The sequence below is a fragment of the Rubrivirga sp. S365 genome, from assembly GCF_032248475.1.
GTDB lineage: Bacteria > Bacteroidota > Rhodothermia > Rhodothermales > Rubricoccaceae > Rubrivirga > Rubrivirga litoralis.
Genome location: NZ_JAVTTN010000001.1, coordinates 2617709 through 2636524, shown reverse-complemented (window position 1 = coordinate 2636524; position 18816 = coordinate 2617709). Strand labels below are relative to the sequence as shown.

Below are 18816 nucleotides of genomic sequence, written 5' to 3'. Positions count from 1 at the left end.
GGGTGGCTAGAGCGTGGCCTGGAGCGTGAGCCCGAACGTCCGGGGGATCGGGACCTCGACGAAGTCGTAGCCGCGGACGCCCGTCGACTGCCCAGCCACGTTCGTCTCCGGGTCGTACCCCGAGTAGCTGTCGAACGAGAGAAGGTTGCGGCCGTACGCCGTCACGCGGAGGCCCTGGACGCCCATGCCGCGGAAGAGGTCGACCGGGACGAGGTAGGTCAGCGAGACCTCGCGGAGCTTGACGAAGGTGCCGTCCTCGATCCAGTTCTCGAAGATCGAGAACGTGCCGTAGTTGCGGGGGTCCGGGCCGGGCACGCCCGAGTTCTGGTAGTACCCGACCGGCACGCGGCCCTCGATCTCGGCTTGGTAGTCTGAGAGCGTCCCGAAGTTGCGGAGCGCGGCTAGGCGGCGCGTAAAGTTGAAGATGTCGCCGCCGAACGCCCCGTCGAGTTGGACGCGGGCCGAGAACCGCCGGCCCACGTCGAACTCGTTGATCCAACTCGCCGTGAAGTCCGGGTTCGGGTCCCCGATGATCCGCTGGGTCCCGTCGCGGACTGGGACGATGACCGCCCCGCCCGCGTCGCGGAGGAGGCCGTCGTCGCCGATCGTCCCGGTCGTGAACGTGGGGAGGTTCTGCGCGTCGAGGACGATCTGGTTCGTCGCTGGGTTGACGGCGAGCCCGACGATGTTGCCGGCGTCGTCGCGGGCGAAGCCTGAGCCGTAGAACACGCCCTGCGGCTGGTCGTCGATGACGGCCACGAGCCCGAACGAGTTGCCCAGGATGAGCGTCTCGTCAGGGACGTCGTCGAACGGGTCGGCGGTGACACTGGGGTCGAGGTCGATCCGGTTCTTGTTCGTCGCGAACGTGGCCGTCGACGACCACCGGAACCCCTCGGTCTCGACGGGCAGCGCGCGGAGCAGGAGCTCGAACCCCTTGTTCGAGAGCTCGCCCACGTTCTGGAGCTGGTTCGAGAACCCCGACGTGAGCGGGAGCTCGACGTTGAGCAGGAGGTCCGTCGTGTTCTGCGTGTAGTACGTGGCCTCGATCCCGAGCCGGTCGTCGAAGAACCCGAGGTCGGTGCCGACCTCGAACTCGCTCTGGCGCTCGGGCTCCACGCCGGGGTTGCCCAGGAGGCCCGGGGGGAGCAGGCCGTTGGACCCGGCGTAGGCCCCCGGCCCGTACCGCGTGAACCGCGTGAACGGCCCGATCGACGTGAGCCCGCCCGACTCGCCGTAGCTCGCGCGGAGCCGGAGCGTGGAGGGGAAGTACCCGTTCTGAGCGGCGCGGGCGTAGGCGTCGTTGCTGCCGGCGTCGTAGCTCGCGCTGACCTTGGGGTAGAAGTTGGTCCGGTTGTCCGGCCCGAACCGGCTCGACGCGTCGACGCGGCCGGCGGCGGTCACGAACAGTTGGTCGTAGACCCCGAACGTCTGCTGAACGAACGCCCCGAGCAGCGTGCTCTCGCTGCGCGACTCGCCGACGGCCGACGGCCGCGACCCGCCGTCGACGGTCTCGACGCCCACGTTGAGGTCGAACGTCTGGATGGCGAACGTCGAGTTCTGGTCGTACTGCGACGTCCCGCCCAACGTCGTCGTCGACTCGAGCGACTCCCCAAGCTGGGTCTGGTATTGGAGGCGGAGGTCGTTGTTGAGGTTCGTCACGTTGAAGTCAGCCCGGCGGCTGTAGCCGCCGTCGAACCCGCCGGCGGTCGACCCACGCGGAATGAGCGCGAGGCCACTCTGGGAGTACGTGTCGAGCCCGAGGACGTAGCTGATCGAGAGCCCCTCGGCCGGCGTCAGCTGCGCCTGGGCGTCGCCCGTGAAGCGGTTCGTCGTCTGGCTGAAGTCGAAGTTGTTGACCACGTCGAGCGGGTTCTGCTGAACCAACTCGATGGGGTCCCCCGCCGCGTCTACGGGTACACCGGGGCTCGTGACGGGGTACTCGCCGGTGACGGGGTCGGGCTGGATATCGATAAAGTTCGGCCCGAAGATGAACGCGGTGAGCGCGCCGTACGCCGAGTTCAGGCCGCCGTTGGGGATGTCCTGCGACCGGCTCCGCGTGTAGTTCGCGCCGATCGAGAGGTTGAGGAGGTCCCCGAAGTCCTGGCCGACGCGGACGCGCCCGTTGAGGCGCCGGAACTGGTTGCCGCGGACGATCCCTTCGTTAAAAAAGTGGCCGCCCGAGAAAAAGTAGGTCCCGCCGCCCTGGCCCCCTGAGACCGAGAGGTACTGCTCCGTCCCGACCGCCTGATGGAAGATGTCGTCCTGGTAGTCGAAGCGCTGCGTAGGCTGGGGGCTGAGGGACGCCTCGGGCGCCGTACCCTGAGGCCGGTCGAACGCTGCCCGGTTCACGTCGAGCGTCTTGCGGATGGCGTCGGTGCGCACCGACGTGGACAGCGTGACGGACGGGGCGCCGGTCTGCCCGCGCTTGGTAAAGATCTGGACGACGCCGCCGTTCGCGCGCGACCCGTAGAGAGCCGCCGCCGAGGCCCCCTTAAGGATCTCGATGCGCTCGATGTCCTCGGGGTTGAGGTCGACGAGTCGGTTTTGGTCTCCGCCGCCGAGGTCGATGAGCCCAGCCGACGTGTTGTCGATGATGACGCCGTCGATCACGTAGAGCGGGTCGGCCGAGCCGAGCACTGTCGACGGCCCGCGGAGGCGGATCGAGATGCCGCCGGCCGGGTTGCCCGAGTTCTGTGAGACGACCGCCCCGGCCACCTTCCCCACGATCGCCTGATCGACGGACGTGGCCCCGGCGTCGGCGATCTCGCGGGCGTCGATGGTCCCGATCGCGTTCCCCAGCTGGCGGCGCTCAATGGGGAGGCCGGTGGCGGAGACGATCACCTCGTCGGAGCGGAGGGCGTCGTCGGCCAGTTCGATGACGCCCACGTCGACCGTCGGGGCGGCTCCGAGCGTGACGGGCGTCTCGACGGTCGTGAACCCGACGAAGCTGGCCCGGAGCGTGTACGTCCCGGGCTCGACGCGGGCGTCGAACGAGAACCGGCCCTCGACGTCCGTCGCCGCGCCGGCCTGCGTGCCGTCGAGGAGCACCGACGCGCCGGGCACGCCGTCTTCGAGGGCCGCGTCGACCACGCGTCCCGTGATCGTGTAGGCGCTCTGGGCGAGCGCGGGGCCGGCAGCGCAGGTGACCAGGCCGACGAGGAAGGCAAGACGCATGGAGGCGGGGTGGGCTCGGGAGAAGCGGCCCGAAGGTACCGACGCCGCCCCGCCCGACGGGAGGCTCTACCCCGCGCCCTCTCGCCGCCCCGCCCAGACGCCGCACGGCGGGGGCGGGGCGGCCCGTCACGCGCCCTCGATGCGGAGGTGGTCCACGACGCGCTGCACGCCGGGCGCCTCGACCACCACGTCGATCAGGGCCTCGCGCGCCGCGCGGTCGGCGACGTCGCCGTAGACCGAGACGACGCCGTCGTGGACGTAGAACGCCAGCCCGCGCGCGGCGAGGCCCGCCGCCTCGACGCCGTCGTGGAGGGCGTGGGCGAGGTCGGCGTCGGCCGACGTCTGCGTCCGCCGCCGCTGCGCGCGCGCGACGGCCGCGCGGAGGCCGGAGAAGAGTCGGGGCACGGGTCCAGGGGCGGGGTGGGGGAAGCTACGGGCCGCCCCGCCCAACACGCCGGCCGCCCCGCCCGGCGTGACCGCGCCGGGCGGGCGGGGCGGCTCCTGGTACACGCCCCGCCCAGAGCCAACGTGCAGGTAGGCACTCGGTACGAGGACCGCGCGCCGAGGTCAGATCGGGCCGTACCTCGTACCCGGTACCCCGTACCCACCCGGCGGGCGCTTTAGAACCCGGTCGGGAACGGGAGCCGGCGGACTGTCGACTGCGGCACGTTGATCCGCAGGATGTCGCGGAGGTACCCGCTCTTGACGTAGAGCGAGAACGAGAACCCGCGGACCGGCCCCAGCGGCTGCCACCCGATCGCCATCTCCCAGCAGTGGAGGTCGCGCCGGAGCTGGAGGCTCGTCGCCGTCGGCTCCATCTGGACGAGGTCGAACCCGGTCCGCCCCGAGACCGACCACTTCGGGGTCAGCCGCGCGTTGAGCTGGCCGAGCTCGATGGTCGCCGTCGTCGGCCGCAGCGCGCCGGGGGCGGGGCGGTGGTTGATCGTGGCGCTCAGCGAGAACGAGAGCGGGGCGGCGTAGTCGATGTAGCCGACGACGGCCGGGCGCGGCCCGAACGCGCCCGGGTCGTACGCCTCGGTGCCCGGGGCCGCGACGACCGGGCGGACGTCCTCCTCCCGCCCCGCCCCGCCCAGCTTGAACGACCGGCTCAGGCGGAGGCTGACGGCCGAGAGCCGGAGCGGCCGGCCCGTCTGGTCCAGGTACGTCTGCGTCAGGCTCCGGCCGGTCGAGTCGATGGCGTACGGCGAGAACGTCGCGTTCCCGTTCGCCGAGACGCCCCAGAACTGGCTCGTGGCCCGCGCGCTGACGTCGCTCAGCGGGCGCTCCGTCGCCGCGAAGTTGTAGCTCCCGCTCACGTCCAGCGACAGGACCTGCCGCGCGGTCCGCGTGGTCTCGCCCGTCGAGTCGGTCGACGCCGTGCGCACGAGGAACGCGTTGCTGACGCCGAACGAGAGCGCGCGCTGGGGGTTGAGCGGGATGCCGGGGACGATCGCGTAGCGCCGCGTCTCGCCCTGCGGGTTCGGGGCCGTCTCGCGGACGAACCCGAACGCCTCGTAGTCGGGCTCGAACTGGAGCGACACGTTGGGCCGGACCGTGTGCCGCAGCCCGTCGATGCGGCCCACGCGGAGCGGGAACGTCCCATAGAACTCGGTCGACGCCGACGCCGAGAGCGCCGCCTGGCGGACGGCCGTGAACCCGGGGACCTGGCGCGAGTCGAACGCCCCGGCCGAGTCGACCACGATCTCGGTCCGCTCGCCCACCCACGTCTCGCGGTAGTTGAGCGACGGCGAGAGCGAGAGGTTGAACCGAGGGATCTGGAAGGCGGCCTGGACCGGCACGTTCTGCGTCACCTGGTACACGAACCGCTGGTCGCGCCCCGTCGCGTCGGCGAACGCCGACGGGCTAAACAGGCCTTCGAGCGCCGAGATCGACGTGTCGGCCGTGGCCTGGAAGTTGAACGAGTTCGTGGTCTGGTTCGAGTAGGCCACGCTGATCTTCTCGTACCAGCGGTCGTCGCGGCCGCGGCGGAAGGGGAACCGGCGCTGCTGCGTGAACGAGAGCGTCGGGAAGGTGACTGACGTCCGCGGCGTGGCGCCGGTAAAGTCCTGGTAGGCCTGGAGCGAGACGTTGAGCGCCCGGCCCACGCTCGGCCACGACTGCGAGTACCCGACCGACGACTGCGTCGAGGTCTCGACCTGGTCCTCCACCGACTGCGCCACGAACCGCTGGCTCTCGGACCGGAGGTTGATCGACGCCGTCAGCCGCTGCCCGGCCGGGAGCGTCTGGTTGTGGGAGACCCGGAGGTTGAACGGAATGCGCGGGGAAAAATCAGGGTCGGTGGGCTCGCCTGAGCGGAGCCGCCCGACCTGGAGCGAGACGTCGCCGTTGTAGGCGTAGAGCTTGTTGTAGCGGGCCGCGCCGCGGACGAGGAACGAGCCCTCGGTCCCCACCTTCGCCGTGGCCTGGGCGTCGAGGTAGTCGCTGATGGCCCAGTACCAGCCCACGTTGTCGAGGAACAGCCCGAACCCGGACTCCTGCCCGTACCGGACCGGGAGCGGCCCGCTCCGCCGGCCCTCGGCCGTCGGGAAGTACCCGAACGGGAGGATGACCGGCATGGTGATCCCCAGGATCTTCAGCCGGACCGGCCCCGAGTACACCTCCTCCCCGCCCACGACCTTGAGCCGGCCCGCTTCGAGCGCGTAGTGCGGGTGGTCGAGCTCGCACGTCGTGTAGGCCGCGTCCTGGGCGTAGACCACGTCCTCGGTCCGCTGCTTGATGACCCCGCCCAGGAGGTAGCCGTCCTGGATCTGCGTCCGCGCGCCGGTCACGCGGCCGCGCTGCGAGGCCAGGTTGTAGACGAACGCGTCGCCCTGGAACGACTCCGCCCCGCTCGCGAACTGCGGTACGCCGACGGCGCTGGAGTCCGACCCGAGCGGGTCGGCGCGGACGGTCTGGGCGCCGGCTCGGTACTGGAGCCGGCCGGCGCCGACCGTAGCCTCCTGGTACGTCGCCTGGGCCTCGCCGAAGAGCGTGACCACGTCGTCGGGCGCCTCGTCCGGGCCGAGCGAGTCGCGCCGGGCGAGCACGATCCGCACCGAGTCCCGGGCCGTGTACGCGACGGGCGCCTCCAGCCCGCCCTCGGCCGCCCCCGCGACGGGCAGCCCCACGTCGACCGGCGGCCCGGCCGGCACCGCGGGCAGGGCGACCGCGGGCGGGGCGGGGCGGACCACCCCGGCCGTGTCGACGGCGACCGTATCCGCCTCCTGCGCGGCGGCCCCCCGCCCCGCCCACAGGGCGACGACGGCGGCGGCGAGGAGCCACGAGCGGGGCGGGGCGGGGCGGCGGGGCACGGGGGAGCGTGGGGGGACGGCGCCGCCGGAACGGGAGGCGCAGCGGCTTCGTGCGCGAAGCTAGCGGCCGGGCCGCGGGTCCGAAAGGCGGACCGCCCCGCCCTCCGCGGGGTGGTCCTCGTGGTGCGGCGCGGACGCGGCGAGTCGTGTCCCCCGGGGGCTGGGGGCGGGGCGGGCTCGGCGCCACCCCGCCCGTGCTAGCCCTGGGCGGGGCGGTCCTCGTGGTGCTCGAACGCGAGCCGCGCCGCGCCGAGCAGCGCCACCTCGTTCCCGCGCGTCTCGCGCACGATCTCGACGCCGTCGAGCATGGGCGGCATCACGAACCGCTCGATCGTCTCGCGCGCCGGGTCGAGCAGGTAGTCGCCCGCCTGCGACACGCCGCCGCCGACGACGATCTTGCGGATGTCGAGGAGGCTGACGACCGAGCCCAGCAGGACGCCCAGCTTGTGGCCGGCCCACGCGAGCACCTCGCGCGCGGCCGGGTCACCGGCGACGGCGGCGCGGTGGAGGTGCTGCGGCGTGACGTCGGTGAGGTCGCGGCCGGCCGTCTGGTGGAGGTGCGTCTCGCGGGCGAGGAGCTGGTAGCGCGCGTGGTGCGAGAGGAACCGCTGCCCGAGGTACGCCTCGATGGCGCCCGAGACGCCGGCCCGGTCGTACGGCCCCTCGTAGTCAATCGACATGTGACCGATCTCGCCGGCCGCGCCCGTCGAGCCGCGGAACAGGCGGTCGTTGACGACGATCGCCCCGCCCACGCCGGTCCCCAGCGTGACCATGACGAACGAGTCGAAGGGCCGCCCCGCCCCGTAGAACGCCGAGCCGAGGGCGGCCGCGTTCGCGTCGTTTTCGACGATGACCGGCCCGTCGACCGCGACGCCGCGCGCGGCCAGCCGAGGCCCCAGCGCGTCGGGAAGGTGGACGTCGCGCCACTCGGGAAGGTTAGGCGGCTCGCGGACCGTCGTCCGGTCGAGCGAGACGGCCCCGGGCGCGCCGATCCCGACGCCCACAATCTCGGGCGGGGCGGCGCCTTCGAGCACCTGGGCGACGCCGTCGGCGATCTGGTCGAGCACGTGGTCCGGCCCCCGCTCGGCGCCGGTCGGGCGCGAGACGCTCTGGACGATGCCGCCCTCGCGCTCGACGAGGGCCACCTTCAGGTTCGTGCCGCCGAGGTCGACCCCGACGGCGTGGAGTGGGGCGTCGGCCATTATTCGGGGGCGTCCTCGATGCGGTACACGCGCTCGCCGGGGCGGCGCATCCCGTACTGCTCGCGGGCCACGCGCTCGACGGTCGCGTCGTCGAGGCCGCGGTCGAGCCGGGCTTCGAGCGCGTCGTTCTCGGCCCCGATCGCGGCGTTCTCCTCGCTCATCCGGTCCAGCTCCTGGGCGTAGGCGACGCGGCGCCACACGCTGTGGCTGTCGAAAAAGGCGACCCAGAGGATCAGGCCGACGACGCCCACGAGGGCGAGCCGGCGGCGGAGACGCTGGGGCATGGGCGGACCGGGGGGGCGGGGCGGCGGCAATCTACGCCCGCCCCGCCCGCGCACCGACGGTGGAAACCCGGAGGAGGCGCCGGGCGGGGCGGACAGCCTGGGCTCTACACGGCGCCGCCGACCAGCCACCCCGCCCCCACCGGCGCGTCGAGGCTGAACGGCCGGCGCCGAGACTCGCGGCTCGGGCGGGCGGGGTGGGCGCGTTTCCGCACGGGGCTACGGTGCACCACCCCGCCCAAGACTGCGGGCGGGGCGGTCGCCCTAGAACCGGAACGCCTCCATGCCCGGGTAGACCGCCGCGTCGCCCAGGAGCTCCTCGATGCGGAGGAGCTGGTTGTACTTGGCCAGCCGGTCGCTCCGGGACGCCGAACCCGTCTTGATCTGGCCGCTCCCGCAGGCCACGGCGAGGTCGGCAATCGTCGTGTCCTCGGTCTCGCCCGAGCGGTGGCTGAGGACCGACGCGTAGCCGTAGCGGTGGGCCAGCTCGACGGCCTCCAGCGTCTCGGTCAGCGTGCCGATCTGGTTCGGCTTGATGAGGATCGCGTTGGCCACGTCCTCGTCGATCCCGCGCTGGAGCCGGTCGGTGTTCGTCACGAACAGGTCGTCGCCGACGAGCTGGACCGTCTCGCCGACGCGCTCGGTGAGGGCGGCCCAGCCGTCCCAGTCGTCCTCATCGAGGGCGTCCTCGATCGAGATGATCGGGTACTCGTCGACCCACCCCGCCCAGAACTCGACCATCTCCTCGGACGAGAGCTTCCGGTCGGGGTCCGACTTGTAGAACACGTACTTCCCGTCCTCGACCATCTCGGCCGCCGCCGGGTCGAGCGCGATGTACATGTCGTCGCCGGCCGCGTAGCCGGCCCGCTCGATGGCCTCCAAGATGACCTCGATGGCCTCCTCGTTCGACTTCAGGTTCGGCGCGAACCCGCCCTCGTCGCCCACGGCCGTCGAGTAGCCGCGCTGGGTCAGCACCTTCTTGAGGTGGTGGAACGTCTCGACCCCCATCTGGAGCCCCTCGGAGAACGTCTCGGCCCCGGTCGGCATGACCATGAACTCCTGAAGGTCGACCGAGTTGTCGGCGTGGCGCCCGCCGTTGATGATGTTCATCATGGGGACCGGCAGGCGCCGGGCGTTCGCCCCGCCCAGGTACGCGTAGAGCGGGAGGCCGACCGAGACGGCCGCGGCCCGCGCCGTCGCCAGCGACACGCCGAGGAGCGCGTTCGCGCCCAGCCGGCTCTTGTTCTCGGTCCCGTCGAGGTCGATGAGGACGCGGTCGAGCGCAGCCTGGTCGAGCGCGTCGAGCCCAACGACCTCGGTGGCGATCTCGTCGTTCACGTTCTCGACCGCCTTCAGCACGCCCTTCCCGAGGTACACGTCGTCGTCGCCGTCGCGGAGCTCGACCGCCTCGTACTCCCCGGTCGACGCCCCCGACGGCACGGCCGCGCGGCCGACGGAGCCGTCCTCGGTGATCACGTCGACCTCGACGGTCGGGTTGCCTCGGCTGTCGAGGATCTGGCGGGCGCGGACGGAGGCGATGAGCGGCATGATGGACCCGGAGGGCGGGGTGGGGGAGAGGGCACCCCAAGATACCCGGCCGCCGCGGGCGGGGCCGCGCTGGGGATGAAAACCGACCGCCCCGCCCTGGCAGGGGCGACCGACGGTCGCCCGTGGAGTCGCCCGCGCCCCAGCGCCGGCCGCCCACGTTCAACCCCGCCCCGCCCTCGAAGCACCCCGCCCCGCTCACACACGCGTGGGCGGGGCGGCCAAAAAAGAAGCCGGCCGCCCCGCTCGTGGGGACGGCCGGCTCGTACGCACGGGGCGGGGTGGCCCTAGCGGACGCGCGTCGAGCAGGACCCGTAGGCCCCGAGGCTCGCCGTCACCGTCTGGCCTGGGCTGTACCCCTCGAGGAAGTACGACTCCCGGCTCGGCCCGGCCCGCTCGTAGCCGGCGGCGGCGCGGCGCGCGGCGTCCGCGATCCGGCCCGACGTGACCGCGGCCACGTTCCGGTACTCGTCGGCGAGGCACCAGTAGGCGAACCGGCCCGTCAAGGACGACGGGCGGCCGACGGCGTCGGCGATCATGCCGGCGCGGGCGTAGAGGCTCGGCCCGTGGCTCGGGAAGTACTGGAGCGCGCGGTTAACGAGCTGCGACGTGTTCCCGAAGCCCTCGGCCGAACGGGCGTAGAGGAAGTCGGCCCGCTGCGCGTTCGAGGCCGCGTTCGTGAGGCCGCGGTCGAAGAGCTCGTTGCCCCGCGCCGTGTCGCCCTCCCGGAACGCCTGGAACGCGAGCGCGACCAGCGTCCGCGGGTTGTCGACCTGGTTCGTGATCGCCGGCAGGCGGACGACCTGGGTCTGGAGCGCGGCGGGGTCCTCACCGAGCGCCTCCAGGCGGTCCGGCTGCTGGAGGATGACGGCGAGCAGCGTGAGCGCGTCGTCGTCCGAGATCGAGCCGCCCCGGAGGTCGGCCACGAGCTGCTCGACGGCGGCGTCGGAGCCCACGCCCGCCACCCCGCCCGGCGCGGCGCTGGGGTCGGTGCGGAAAAACTCGGCCGAGCTGGTCAGGTACTGCTGGAGCGCCGGCGTGTCGACGTTCGAGGCCAGGCGCTCGACGTAGTCGGCCCGCTCCGGGTTCGGGAACTCGTCGCCGAACTCGTTGCCCGAGAGCGCGAAGAGCTGGCTGTAGTACCAGTCGTCGAGGCTGTCCGGCTGCGCCTCGAAGGCCCGGTTAAACGCCTCGAACTGCTGCTGGTCCGCGTCGTCGTAGACGTCCCGGTTCTGGAAGTAGAAGAACCCCTCGCGGAGGTCGCGGAGGTACGGGTCGTAGGCGATGCCCTGCGTGTCGAGCGTCTGGCGGCCCTCCTGGCGGACGGCCCGCGCCGAGTCCAGGTACGCCACGCGCGTGGCCTGGTCGGTCGAGTCCACGTTCTGAGCGAAGTACTCGTAGATCGACGCCATGCGGAGGTAGTTCCGGTCGTCGGGGTCCTCGCCCGTGAACAGCGGGTCGTTCGCGAGAAGCCACTGCACGTACGGGTAGGCCGCGCAGAAGTCGTCGTTCCGGTAGTTCTCGGCGCCCAGGCTGAAGTTGGTCCGCGTGTTGGCCTCGTTCGGCTCCTGCTGCACGATGACGTAGGTGTCCGTGCAGAGGTCGCCGGGGCCGTACGCCGCCCCGCCCTCGGGGGGCGGGGTGTACTCGTTCGTGGAGCCGTCGGAGGAGGTCCCGGCGGGACCCGCGCAGGCGGCGAGTACGGCGGCGCCGGCGAGCGCGGGCAGGGCGAGGCGGAGGGATCGCATAAACAGAGAGAGAGGGTGGGAAAAGACTAGTTGAACCGGCGCCGGACGAACCAGCGCTCGCCAAAGTTGAAGGTGAGCGTGCCCTTCACGAAGGTGTCGCGGACGAGTACGCCCTCGGTCGAGCCGCGGGTTCCGACCTCGACGCCGAGGTCGATCCGCGAGCCCGTCAGGCGGTTGGGGACGGAGACGCCGCCGGTGAGCGCGTACGTCGCCACGCCCTGGCCCTCGGGCGCGTAGAGCCCGCGCTCGGCGTAGCCCCCGAGCCGGAGCGCCGTCCGGGCCACGGCGCGGCGGCCGCCGCCGGGCGAGAGCTCCACCCCGCCCCCGACGCGGAGCCGGTCGCGGAGCGCGTCGACGCCGGCCGCCGGGTCGAACCCGCCCACGGGAACGGTGCTGTCGAACCCACCCCACGGCTCGTAGAGCGCGTCGACGGTCGCCAACCAGCGCGGGCCGGCGCGGTAGGCCACCCCGCCGCGGAGGAGGAGCGGGAGCGTGGCGTCGCCGTCCTGCGTCGTCGTGAGCGTGTCGCGGCTGAGCGTCTCGCCCAGCGTCGTCGTGCGCACGACCGAGAGGGCCGTCGGGAAGGTGAGGGCGGCCCCGACGGTCAGCGCGTCGTCGTCGCCGAGCAGGTTCGGGACTGTGGCCGCGGCGCCGACCGTGGCCGTCACCCCGCTCACGCGCGTCGACCGCGACCGCCGCGTGGTCGCGAACGCCGTCGACGTCGTGTCGAACGCCGTCCGCTGCACGTCCTCCTCGGTCCCCAGGATCACGTCGGCGCTGGCGCCGATCTGGAGGGCCGACCCGAGGCGGAACCCGAGCCCGCCGCTCAGCTGCTGGAGGCCGCCCCCGCCCTCCAGGTTCAGCGTGTACCCGACCGGCGTCCCCTCGGAGTCCAGCGTGCCCGTCGACGCCGAGCGGTAGTTCACGCGCGAGTACGGCTGGTAGGAGAGGACGAGCCCCAGGCGGCCGGCGTAGAGCGGGACGCCGAGGAGCACGCTGGCCACGTCGCCGGCCGTCCCCACGCTGGGATCGTCGGACGCGCCGTCGACGCCGCGGACGGTGGTGATCCGGCCGGCGGCCGAGAACGTCGTGAGCACCTGGTCGGACCAGAGCGCCGGGTTCGACAGGTTCGTGTAGACCGACGAGCGGAGCGCGGCGCCGCCGTTCCCGAGCATGGCCGCCTGCGACGACGCGAACTCGCTCCGCTCGCCCAGGCCGTAGAGCGAGTAGATCGAGCCGTAGTTGGTCGACCCCTGGGCCTGCGCCCCGGCCGCGGCGGCGAGGGCGAGGAGCAGGGCGGCGAGTCGGAGCATCGGGGGGCGGGGCGGGAGAGACACGGGGCGGGGCGGGGCGTTGCCCGGCTCAGGAGCCGACGACGGTCAGCGACAGGCGCGGGGCCTCCGCCCCGCCCGGGCGGAGCACGGGGAGGACGTCGAGCGAGGCCGGGACGAACAGCGTGCCCTGAACCCGACCCGGAAGGGCACCGGGGACGAGCTCGAAGGCGTCGAACGCGGCCGCGCCGAGGAGCGCCGCCTGGACGGCCTGCGTGAGCCGATCGCTCTGGGCCGCCGACACCGCCCCGCCCTCGACCGTCACGATCACGATGGGCGTCCGCGTGCCCGTGGCCGTGTCGACGCCGAACAGCGTCGCGTTCTGGGCCACCGGGCGGACGAACGAGCCCTCCTCGGCCACCGTCGTCTCGAGCGGGGCGCGGAGAACGGCGCGCGCCAGCGCCGCCGGGCCGATGGCGTCGAGCGGGAACAGGAGCCGGACCGACCGCCCCGATCCCACCTGGGCCGCGACGAACGCGTCGGGCGCGGGCCGCGGCTCCCCGCGCTGGAGCGACGAGAACACCTCGCCGGCCTGGTACGACAGCGTGTCGCTGGTTGTGATCACGCGGAGCCGCGTCTGCGGCGTCTGGGCCTGGAACCCGAACACGGCCCCCGCCCCGCCCGCGCGCGTCGGCTCCAGGGCGAACCCCTCGAACGCCTCGTTAAAGTTGGGGGCCAGGAGGAGCTCGGCGTTCGCCTCGACCCACGACGCCGGCAGGTCGAAGGCGACCGTCTCGTCGGCCGCCGAGACCGTCGTCGAGGTCAGAACCGGGCCGACGGCGAAGAGCGTGTCGGCGGCGTAGTCCAGCGACGGCGACCACGACCCCGCGCCGGCGTCGACCTGGCGGAGCGCGAGCGCGAGCGCCGCCGTGGTGTCGCCGTAGACGTACGTCCGCTGGAGCTCGAGGCGGACCGACCGGACGTCGGCGGCCGCCATCCCCTCAGGAATCGCGGGGCGGACGACGTCGAGGTACCCGACCGCGCGGGCGTCGCCAAAGACGGGGTCGGCCACGTCGCCGGCCAGCACGCGCGTTTGGGCCAGCGCCGCCGTCGAGTCGGCGAACCCGATGGCGGGGCGGCGGTCGTCGGCGGCCTCGACCGACGCGGCCTCGACCGTCCGCGTCGCCGGGTCGACGTCGGCGTCGTCGATCAGGCCGACCCCGACGCCGGCGGCGTCCTGGCACGCCGGGAGCGCGGCGAGGGCGGCGAGGAGGAGGAGGGGGCGGGGCGGCAGTCTCACAGGCGTCGGGGGCGGGGTGGGCTCAACGGAGCCCGCGCCGGTTCTCGCGTTGGGGGCACAGATTCCGGGACACCCGGAGGCCGCTACGCTACCGGCCCGCCCCGCTCTCGACCGGGCAGTCCGTGCAAAAAAATGGCGGGCGGCATCCGGTGCCGCCCGCCGCGTCTCTCGCGTCGGGGCGTCAAGCCGCCTGGGCGGGGCTCAGCGAGCCGTACACCTCGGCGGCGGCGTCGGCCGCCGGGACGCCCTCGGACGGGAGCGTCGGGCCGGCCGGCTCGCCCTCGCCGGGCTCGTCACCGTCGGCGTAGGCCACGGCGTCGGCCGTCTCGAGCCCGATCGAGCGGAGCGTCCGCCCCGCCCAGGCGTCGGGGAGCCCGAGCGCCCCGGCCTCGTCCTCGCTCAGCGTGGGCTCGAAGCCCTCGACGGCGCCCGGCGTGAAGACCGAGCGCGTCGAGGCGAACAGCTCGTCGTCCGCGAGGTCGGTCTGGAGCACGTGCGGGATAAAGGCCGAGATCCACCCGGCGGCGTGGACCACGTCCGGCCCCCACCCGAGCTTCTGGGCCGTCGAGAGCGCGGCGCGCGCGAAGAACAGGGCGCGGGCGGGGTTGTCATCGAACACGGCCTCCGTCTTCCGGTCGCGCCAGACGCCCTTCCGCTTGAAGAAGGCGACGGAGTCCATGAAGTAGACCTGGAGCCGGATGCCGGGGATCGAGGCCACCTTCACCTTGAGCGTGTCCGTCGTGTCGCCGGCGGCGATCTCGGCGCCGGAGAGCCGGATGACTTCGTGGAGCCGGTTTTTACGCTCGGAGATCACGCCGTAGCGCGGCATGACGATGCGGGGCTCGACGTCCTTGTGCTCTTCGAGAGCTTCCGGGAGGACCCGCATGAGGCGGGCGGTTTCGGTGGTGTCGGAGAACGGGGCGACCTCGCCGGAGACGAACAGAACGCGCATAGGAGGACGACGGGTGGGGCGGGAGAAACCGCGTGAAAACTAACTCCGCCCGCCCCGCCCGCGCCACCTCCGTCGGCGGAGGGCTCGTATCCTCCCCGCCCGCCTGGCCCGCCGCCCCGTGACCAAAGCCCAGATCGTCGACCGCATCGCCGCCGCCACGGGGCTGACTAAGATGGAGACCGAGGCCGTCGTCGACGGCTTTATGCAGACGGTGCTCGACGCCGTGGCCGAGGGCGAGCGCGTCGAGCTCCGCGGGTTCGGCACGTTCCGGGCCGTCGAGCGCGCCCCGCGCACGGCGCGCAACCCGCGGACCGACCAGCCGGTGCCGGTCCCCCGGCGGATGGCGCCCGTGTTCAAGCCGGCCCAGGACTTCCGCCGCCGCGTCGAGGAGCAGGGCGAGGACCGTCTGACGGGGGCGTAGCGGCGGGGGCGGGGCGGCGCCACCCCGCCCGAATGGTGTGGGCCGGCGCTGGCGGCGCCCGTAGCGCCGTGTCTGGTGGTGGGTGGGGCGGTCCGCTGTGCCCGCCCCGCCCAGGGCGGCCGCCGGTCGGCCCGATGACGCCGGCCCCGCCCGCGGCGTGGGCGGGGCGGCGACCTGCTGCACGTCGTTCTCACGCGGTCTTCCGCCCCCGCCCCGCCCGCGGTGCGTGATTGGCGGCGACGCCCCGCCCGTTCCACTCCGCCCTCTGGGTCCGCTCCCATGTCCTCCACCGCCTGCGCCTCGTGTGGGGCCGCCGTCCGCGACGGGGCCGCCGTGTGCGACCTCTGCGGAACGACCGTCGACGGCCCCGCCGCCTCCGGCGACGCGGACGGCGTCGTCTGCCCGCGGTGCGGGCACGTCGCCCCGCTCGGGTCCCGGTTCTGCAACCGCTGCGGCGAGCGCTTCGAGGCCGACGAGGCCCGGGCGCCCTCGGCCCCACCCCGCCCCGCGCCCGTGGTGGGCGCCGCCGCTTCGGGCGGGGCGGGAGCGTCGTCGGCCGGTGCCAAGCGCGCGTTCGTCGTCGTCGGCGTGGGCATCGCGGCCGTCGTCCTGCTCTACGGGGCCACGCTCCTGAGCGCGGACCGCGACGTCCCGGACGCGGCGCCGACGGCGGCGGCCGACGACCTGGGGCCGGCCGGCCCGGTCCCCGATGGCACGCCGGCGCTCCCCGACACGCTCCAGGCGGCGGCCGACGCCTTCGCCGCCCAGGGCACGGGGGCGGGGTGGTACGAGTCGGGCCGGTACTACCTCACGGCGGCCTTCAACGCGAGCGGGACCGACCCGACGGCGAGCGTCCAGTGGGCGCGCCGGGCGATCACGGACTTCGAGAAGAGCCTGGAGCTCGGCGAGAGCGCCGACGTCCGCGTGGCTCTCGCCGAGGCGGCGGCGTTCGACCCCGCGAACCCGATGCGGCCGGTCCAGGAGCTCCAGGCGGCCCTCACCGCCGACCCCGCCAACGTCCCCGCCCACTTCCTGATGGGCGAGCGCCGGTTCCTCATCGGACGGCTCGACAGCGCCCGTGCCTCGTTCGAGCGCGTCCTCGAACTCGCCCCGCCCGGCGACCCGCTCCGCGAGCGGGCGCGGACGGCGCTCCTGGCCGTCCAGCAGGCCGAGGCGCCCGCCGGCTGAGCCGGCCGCGGGCCGCCGGTGAGGCGGCGTAGCTTGACGCGGCCCCCCCGCCGCCCGATGTCCACGACCCCGCCCCTCGGCCGCCTCGCCCTCCTGCTCGCCCTGGCGTTGGCCGCCTGCGGACCGCCGTACCGGACGATCGCGACGACGACGGTCGAACTGCCCGAGCCGCCCCCGGTCGAGCGGCCGTCGCTGCCGCCCCGCCCGGCGCCCGCCCCGCCCGAGGCGACCGTCGAGCCCGCCCCGCCCCCGGCGCCGGAGCCCGCACCAAAGGGGACGGTCGAGGCCCGGTCGGTCTACCCGCAGGCGGACGGACCCATGTCCGAGGTGGCCGAGTGGACGCTCGTGAGCGGGGCGACGGTGGTTTACGCCCACCAGCCGGGCGCCGAGGCCGCCCATGTCGTCGCGTTCGCCGGGGGCGGGGCGGCGCTCGCCGACACGGACGCGGCGTCGGTCGCGGACGCGCTCGCGGTCGTCCGCGGCCTGCCCGCCGCGCCCGCCGACGTGACGGCCGTGGTCGTCGGCAGCGAGACCTCGGCGGCCGTCGAGGGCGCGGTCGGCCGGGTGCTCGGCGGCGCCTGGGGACGGTCGAGCGGCCTGGCCGGCGCGACCGCCCCGCCCCCCAACGCGCTCCGCGTGCGGGCGGACCTGGACGACGACGCCGCGCTCCTCGTCTTCGAAGAAGCCCTCCGCCGCCGCCTCCCCTCGGCCCGCGTCGCGCTCGACGCGGCCGACGGCGCCGCCGCGCTGTGGAGCACGGGCGGGGCGGGGTGGGGCGACGCGCTCCGCCCGTTCTCGCGCGCCGAGGCCGAGGCCGCCCGCAGCGCCGTCGCCGCGCGCGCTCTCCGGTCCGGCGCCTTCGCGGCCCGCGCCCTCGCCGACCTGTACCGGGCGCCCGGCGCCCGCCGCCCCGCCCGCCCGCCGGCGTTCGCGCTGGGCCGTCTCGGCCGCGTCCGGGCCGTGTCCGCGGACGCGCTCTCCACCCTCGCCGCTCGCTTCGCCGCCGCCCGGTAGGTTGCGGCGCCCCCGCCTTTTCGCTCCTATGGCCGACGCCCCGCTCTTTTCCGACGCCGACCGCGACCGCATCCGCGAGGCCGTCGCCGAGGCCGAGACGCGAACGGCGGGGGAGATCGTGCCCTACGTGGTCCGCACGAGCGGGTCCTACCCGGTGGCCGTCTGGCGCGGGGCGAGCGCGGGCGCGCTCCTGGCGGCCGTCGTCGCGCTCGCCGTGGCCCAGGTGTACGCGGGGTGGGGGATGGGCTGGCTCTACTCGGCGTGGGGGATGGCCCTCGCGGTGGCGCTCGGCGGCGTCCTGGGCGCCGCGTTGGGCGCGACGGTCGCCCCGCTCCGCCGCCGCCTCGCGGGCGGGGCGCTCCTGGACGAAGCCGTTCACCGCCGGGCGGCCCTCGCGTTCGTCGACGAGGAGGTGTTCGACACGCGCGACCGGACGGGGATCTTGCTGTTCGTGTCGCTCTTCGAGCGCCGGATCGAGGTCGTCGGCGACGCCGGCATCAACGCGAAGGTGGAGGCGGGCGAGTGGGACGAGGTGGTGGGGCTCCTCCGCGGCGGCGTCGTCCGCGGCGACCTCGCGGGCGGGATCGTCGAGGCCGTCGGCCGGTGCGGCGACCTCCTCCACCGGCGCGGCGTCGCCCTCCGCCCCGACGATACCGACGAGTTGTCCGACGACGTCCGCGTCCGTGACGAGTAGGGGCCGATCGCCCGGCCGCCCCGCTCGGCGCCGGGCGGGGCGGTGGTAGCCGCCCGCTCGTACGGGCGGGGCGGCCGCCTGAGCGTGGGGCTAGAGCGCCTCGACGCGGAGCGTCGTGCCGTCCGGGTCCGCGACGTAGAGCGCCCCGCCCACGTCGGCGTAGTCGGCGCCCTGGAGGTCGAGCCGGGAGAGGACGAGCGCGAACACGCGGCGCGGCACGCCGAACGCGATCTCGTCAGGGCCGCGGCGGTCGCCGTCCGTCTCCACGAGGTCGAGCACGCGGCGGCCCTCGGCGTCGAGAAGGTGCGCGCGCGCGCGCGCCGTGAGCGGGTGGGCGTCGACGCCGCCGAGCGTGAGCCCGAGCGTCTGGACGTAGAACGCGAGCGCCTCGTCGAGGCGCGCCGTTCGGACGCTGACGCCCCGGAGCCAGACGGCGGTGCTCGGCTTTCGGAGCGCCCGCTCGGCCTGCCGGGCGGCCGATTCGAGCGGGGTGGGGGAGAGAGACATAGGGGGAGAGAGGGAGAAAGGTCCACGCCCGACAACGGCGCCCCCCGTTCCACACCGTATACCACCGGGCGGGGTGGCCGTACAGCCCGCCGCCGCGGAACGCGCCCGCCCCGCCCGCGCGCCCTGTTCCGCCGCCCAGGCCGGGGTGCTGACGATTCGACCCGTCCACGGGTACGACTGACCGCGCTCGCCGCCCTTCACGTCAGCC

At 74.1% G+C, this 18816-nt stretch carries 15 protein-coding genes; 4 read left to right on the top strand and 11 right to left on the bottom strand.

Features of this window, described 5'->3' with window-relative positions; translation table 11 throughout:
* Positions 1–6: 6 nt before the first annotated feature.
* The 10 genes from RQM47_RS11540 to RQM47_RS11495 form a co-directional block, all read right to left on the bottom strand.
* Positions 7–3174 (bottom strand): SusC/RagA family TonB-linked outer membrane protein, encoded by a 3168-nt coding sequence (locus tag RQM47_RS11540; protein WP_314009041.1) that lies wholly within the window; start codon positions 3172–3174, stop codon positions 7–9.
* 126 nt (positions 3175–3300) lie between these two features.
* Entirely contained in the window at positions 3301–3579 is a 279-nt protein-coding gene (locus tag RQM47_RS11535) for a BON domain-containing protein (protein WP_314009039.1), read from the bottom strand.
* A gap of 215 nt (positions 3580–3794) precedes the next feature.
* Positions 3795–6485, bottom strand: a complete 2691-nt coding sequence (locus RQM47_RS11530) for a putative LPS assembly protein LptD (RefSeq protein ID WP_314009037.1) — start codon at positions 6483–6485, stop codon at positions 3795–3797.
* A gap of 197 nt (positions 6486–6682) precedes the next feature.
* Positions 6683–7687 (bottom strand): ROK family protein, encoded by a 1005-nt coding sequence (locus RQM47_RS11525; RefSeq protein ID WP_311662966.1) that lies wholly within the window; start codon positions 7685–7687, stop codon positions 6683–6685.
* A complete protein-coding gene (locus RQM47_RS11520; protein ID WP_314009035.1) occupies positions 7687–7971 on the bottom strand; it encodes a septum formation initiator family protein in 285 nt (94 codons plus the stop codon). The genes RQM47_RS11525 and RQM47_RS11520 overlap by 1 nt, the downstream gene beginning before the upstream one ends.
* Positions 7972–8232: 261 nt before the next feature.
* A complete protein-coding gene (gene eno, locus RQM47_RS11515) occupies positions 8233–9516 on the bottom strand; it encodes a phosphopyruvate hydratase (protein WP_311662964.1) in 1284 nt (427 codons plus the stop codon).
* A gap of 284 nt (positions 9517–9800) precedes the next feature.
* The gene (locus RQM47_RS11510) at positions 9801–11261 is read right to left on the bottom strand and encodes a hypothetical protein (RefSeq protein WP_314009033.1); all 1461 of its coding nucleotides are present in this window, start codon (positions 11259–11261) and stop codon (positions 9801–9803) included.
* A 26-nt stretch (positions 11262–11287) separates the two neighbouring features.
* Positions 11288–12574: a hypothetical protein gene (locus RQM47_RS11505; protein WP_314009031.1), complete on the bottom strand. Its 1287-nt coding sequence runs from the start codon at positions 12572–12574 to the stop codon at positions 11288–11290.
* A 49-nt stretch (positions 12575–12623) separates the two neighbouring features.
* Entirely contained in the window at positions 12624–13832 is a 1209-nt protein-coding gene (locus tag RQM47_RS11500) for a hypothetical protein (protein ID WP_314009029.1), read from the bottom strand.
* A 181-nt stretch (positions 13833–14013) separates the two neighbouring features.
* Entirely contained in the window at positions 14014–14784 is a 771-nt protein-coding gene (locus RQM47_RS11495) for a glycogen/starch synthase (RefSeq protein ID WP_314009027.1), read from the bottom strand.
* An 88-nt stretch (positions 14785–14872) separates the two neighbouring features.
* Between RQM47_RS11495 and RQM47_RS11490 the strand changes: the two genes are divergently transcribed.
* The 4 genes from RQM47_RS11490 to RQM47_RS11475 all read left to right on the top strand — a co-directional run bounded on the left by RQM47_RS11490 (position 14873) and on the right by RQM47_RS11475 (position 18101).
* Positions 14873–15205: an HU family DNA-binding protein gene (locus tag RQM47_RS11490; protein ID WP_311662975.1), complete on the top strand. Its 333-nt coding sequence runs from the start codon at positions 14873–14875 to the stop codon at positions 15203–15205.
* A gap of 279 nt (positions 15206–15484) precedes the next feature.
* Positions 15485–16393, top strand: a complete 909-nt coding sequence (locus RQM47_RS11485; RefSeq protein ID WP_314009025.1) for a double zinc ribbon domain-containing protein — start codon at positions 15485–15487, stop codon at positions 16391–16393.
* 57 nt (positions 16394–16450) lie between these two features.
* Positions 16451–17407: a hypothetical protein gene (locus tag RQM47_RS11480; RefSeq protein WP_314009023.1), complete on the top strand. Its 957-nt coding sequence runs from the start codon at positions 16451–16453 to the stop codon at positions 17405–17407.
* Positions 17408–17435: 28 nt separating this feature from the next.
* On the top strand, positions 17436–18101 hold the full coding sequence (locus tag RQM47_RS11475; RefSeq protein WP_311662957.1) for a hypothetical protein: 666 nt from the start codon (positions 17436–17438) through the stop codon (positions 18099–18101).
* Between the two features lie 90 nt (positions 18102–18191).
* Here RQM47_RS11475 and RQM47_RS11470 read toward each other — a convergent pair whose 3' ends face one another.
* Positions 18192–18608: a hypothetical protein gene (locus RQM47_RS11470; protein WP_311662956.1), complete on the bottom strand. Its 417-nt coding sequence runs from the start codon at positions 18606–18608 to the stop codon at positions 18192–18194.
* Positions 18609–18816 lie beyond the last annotated feature (208 nt).

Bases quoted from the DNA above. Each gene is read 5' to 3' on its own strand.
- eno (WP_311662964.1), bottom strand. From the start codon at position 9,516: ATGCCGCTCATCGCCTCCGTCCGCGCCCGCCAGATCCTCGACAGCCGA.
- RQM47_RS11505 (WP_314009031.1), bottom strand. From the start codon at position 12,574: ATGCTCCGACTCGCCGCCCTGCTCCTCGCCCTCGCCGCCGCGGCCGGG.
- RQM47_RS11485 (WP_314009025.1), top strand. From the start codon at position 15,485: ATGTCCTCCACCGCCTGCGCCTCGTGTGGGGCCGCCGTCCGCGACGGG.
- RQM47_RS11540 (WP_314009041.1), bottom strand. From the start codon at position 3,174: ATGCGTCTTGCCTTCCTCGTCGGCCTGGTCACCTGCGCTGCCGGCCCC.
- RQM47_RS11475 (WP_311662957.1), top strand. From the start codon at position 17,436: ATGGCCGACGCCCCGCTCTTTTCCGACGCCGACCGCGACCGCATCCGC.
- RQM47_RS11470 (WP_311662956.1), bottom strand. From the start codon at position 18,608: ATGTCTCTCTCCCCCACCCCGCTCGAATCGGCCGCCCGGCAGGCCGAG.
- RQM47_RS11520 (WP_314009035.1), bottom strand. From the start codon at position 7,971: ATGCCCCAGCGTCTCCGCCGCCGGCTCGCCCTCGTGGGCGTCGTCGGC.
- RQM47_RS11510 (WP_314009033.1), bottom strand. From the start codon at position 11,261: ATGCGATCCCTCCGCCTCGCCCTGCCCGCGCTCGCCGGCGCCGCCGTA.
- RQM47_RS11480 (WP_314009023.1), top strand. From the start codon at position 16,451: ATGTCCACGACCCCGCCCCTCGGCCGCCTCGCCCTCCTGCTCGCCCTG.
- RQM47_RS11495 (WP_314009027.1), bottom strand. From the start codon at position 14,784: ATGCGCGTTCTGTTCGTCTCCGGCGAGGTCGCCCCGTTCTCCGACACC.
- RQM47_RS11525 (WP_311662966.1), bottom strand. From the start codon at position 7,687: ATGGCCGACGCCCCACTCCACGCCGTCGGGGTCGACCTCGGCGGCACG.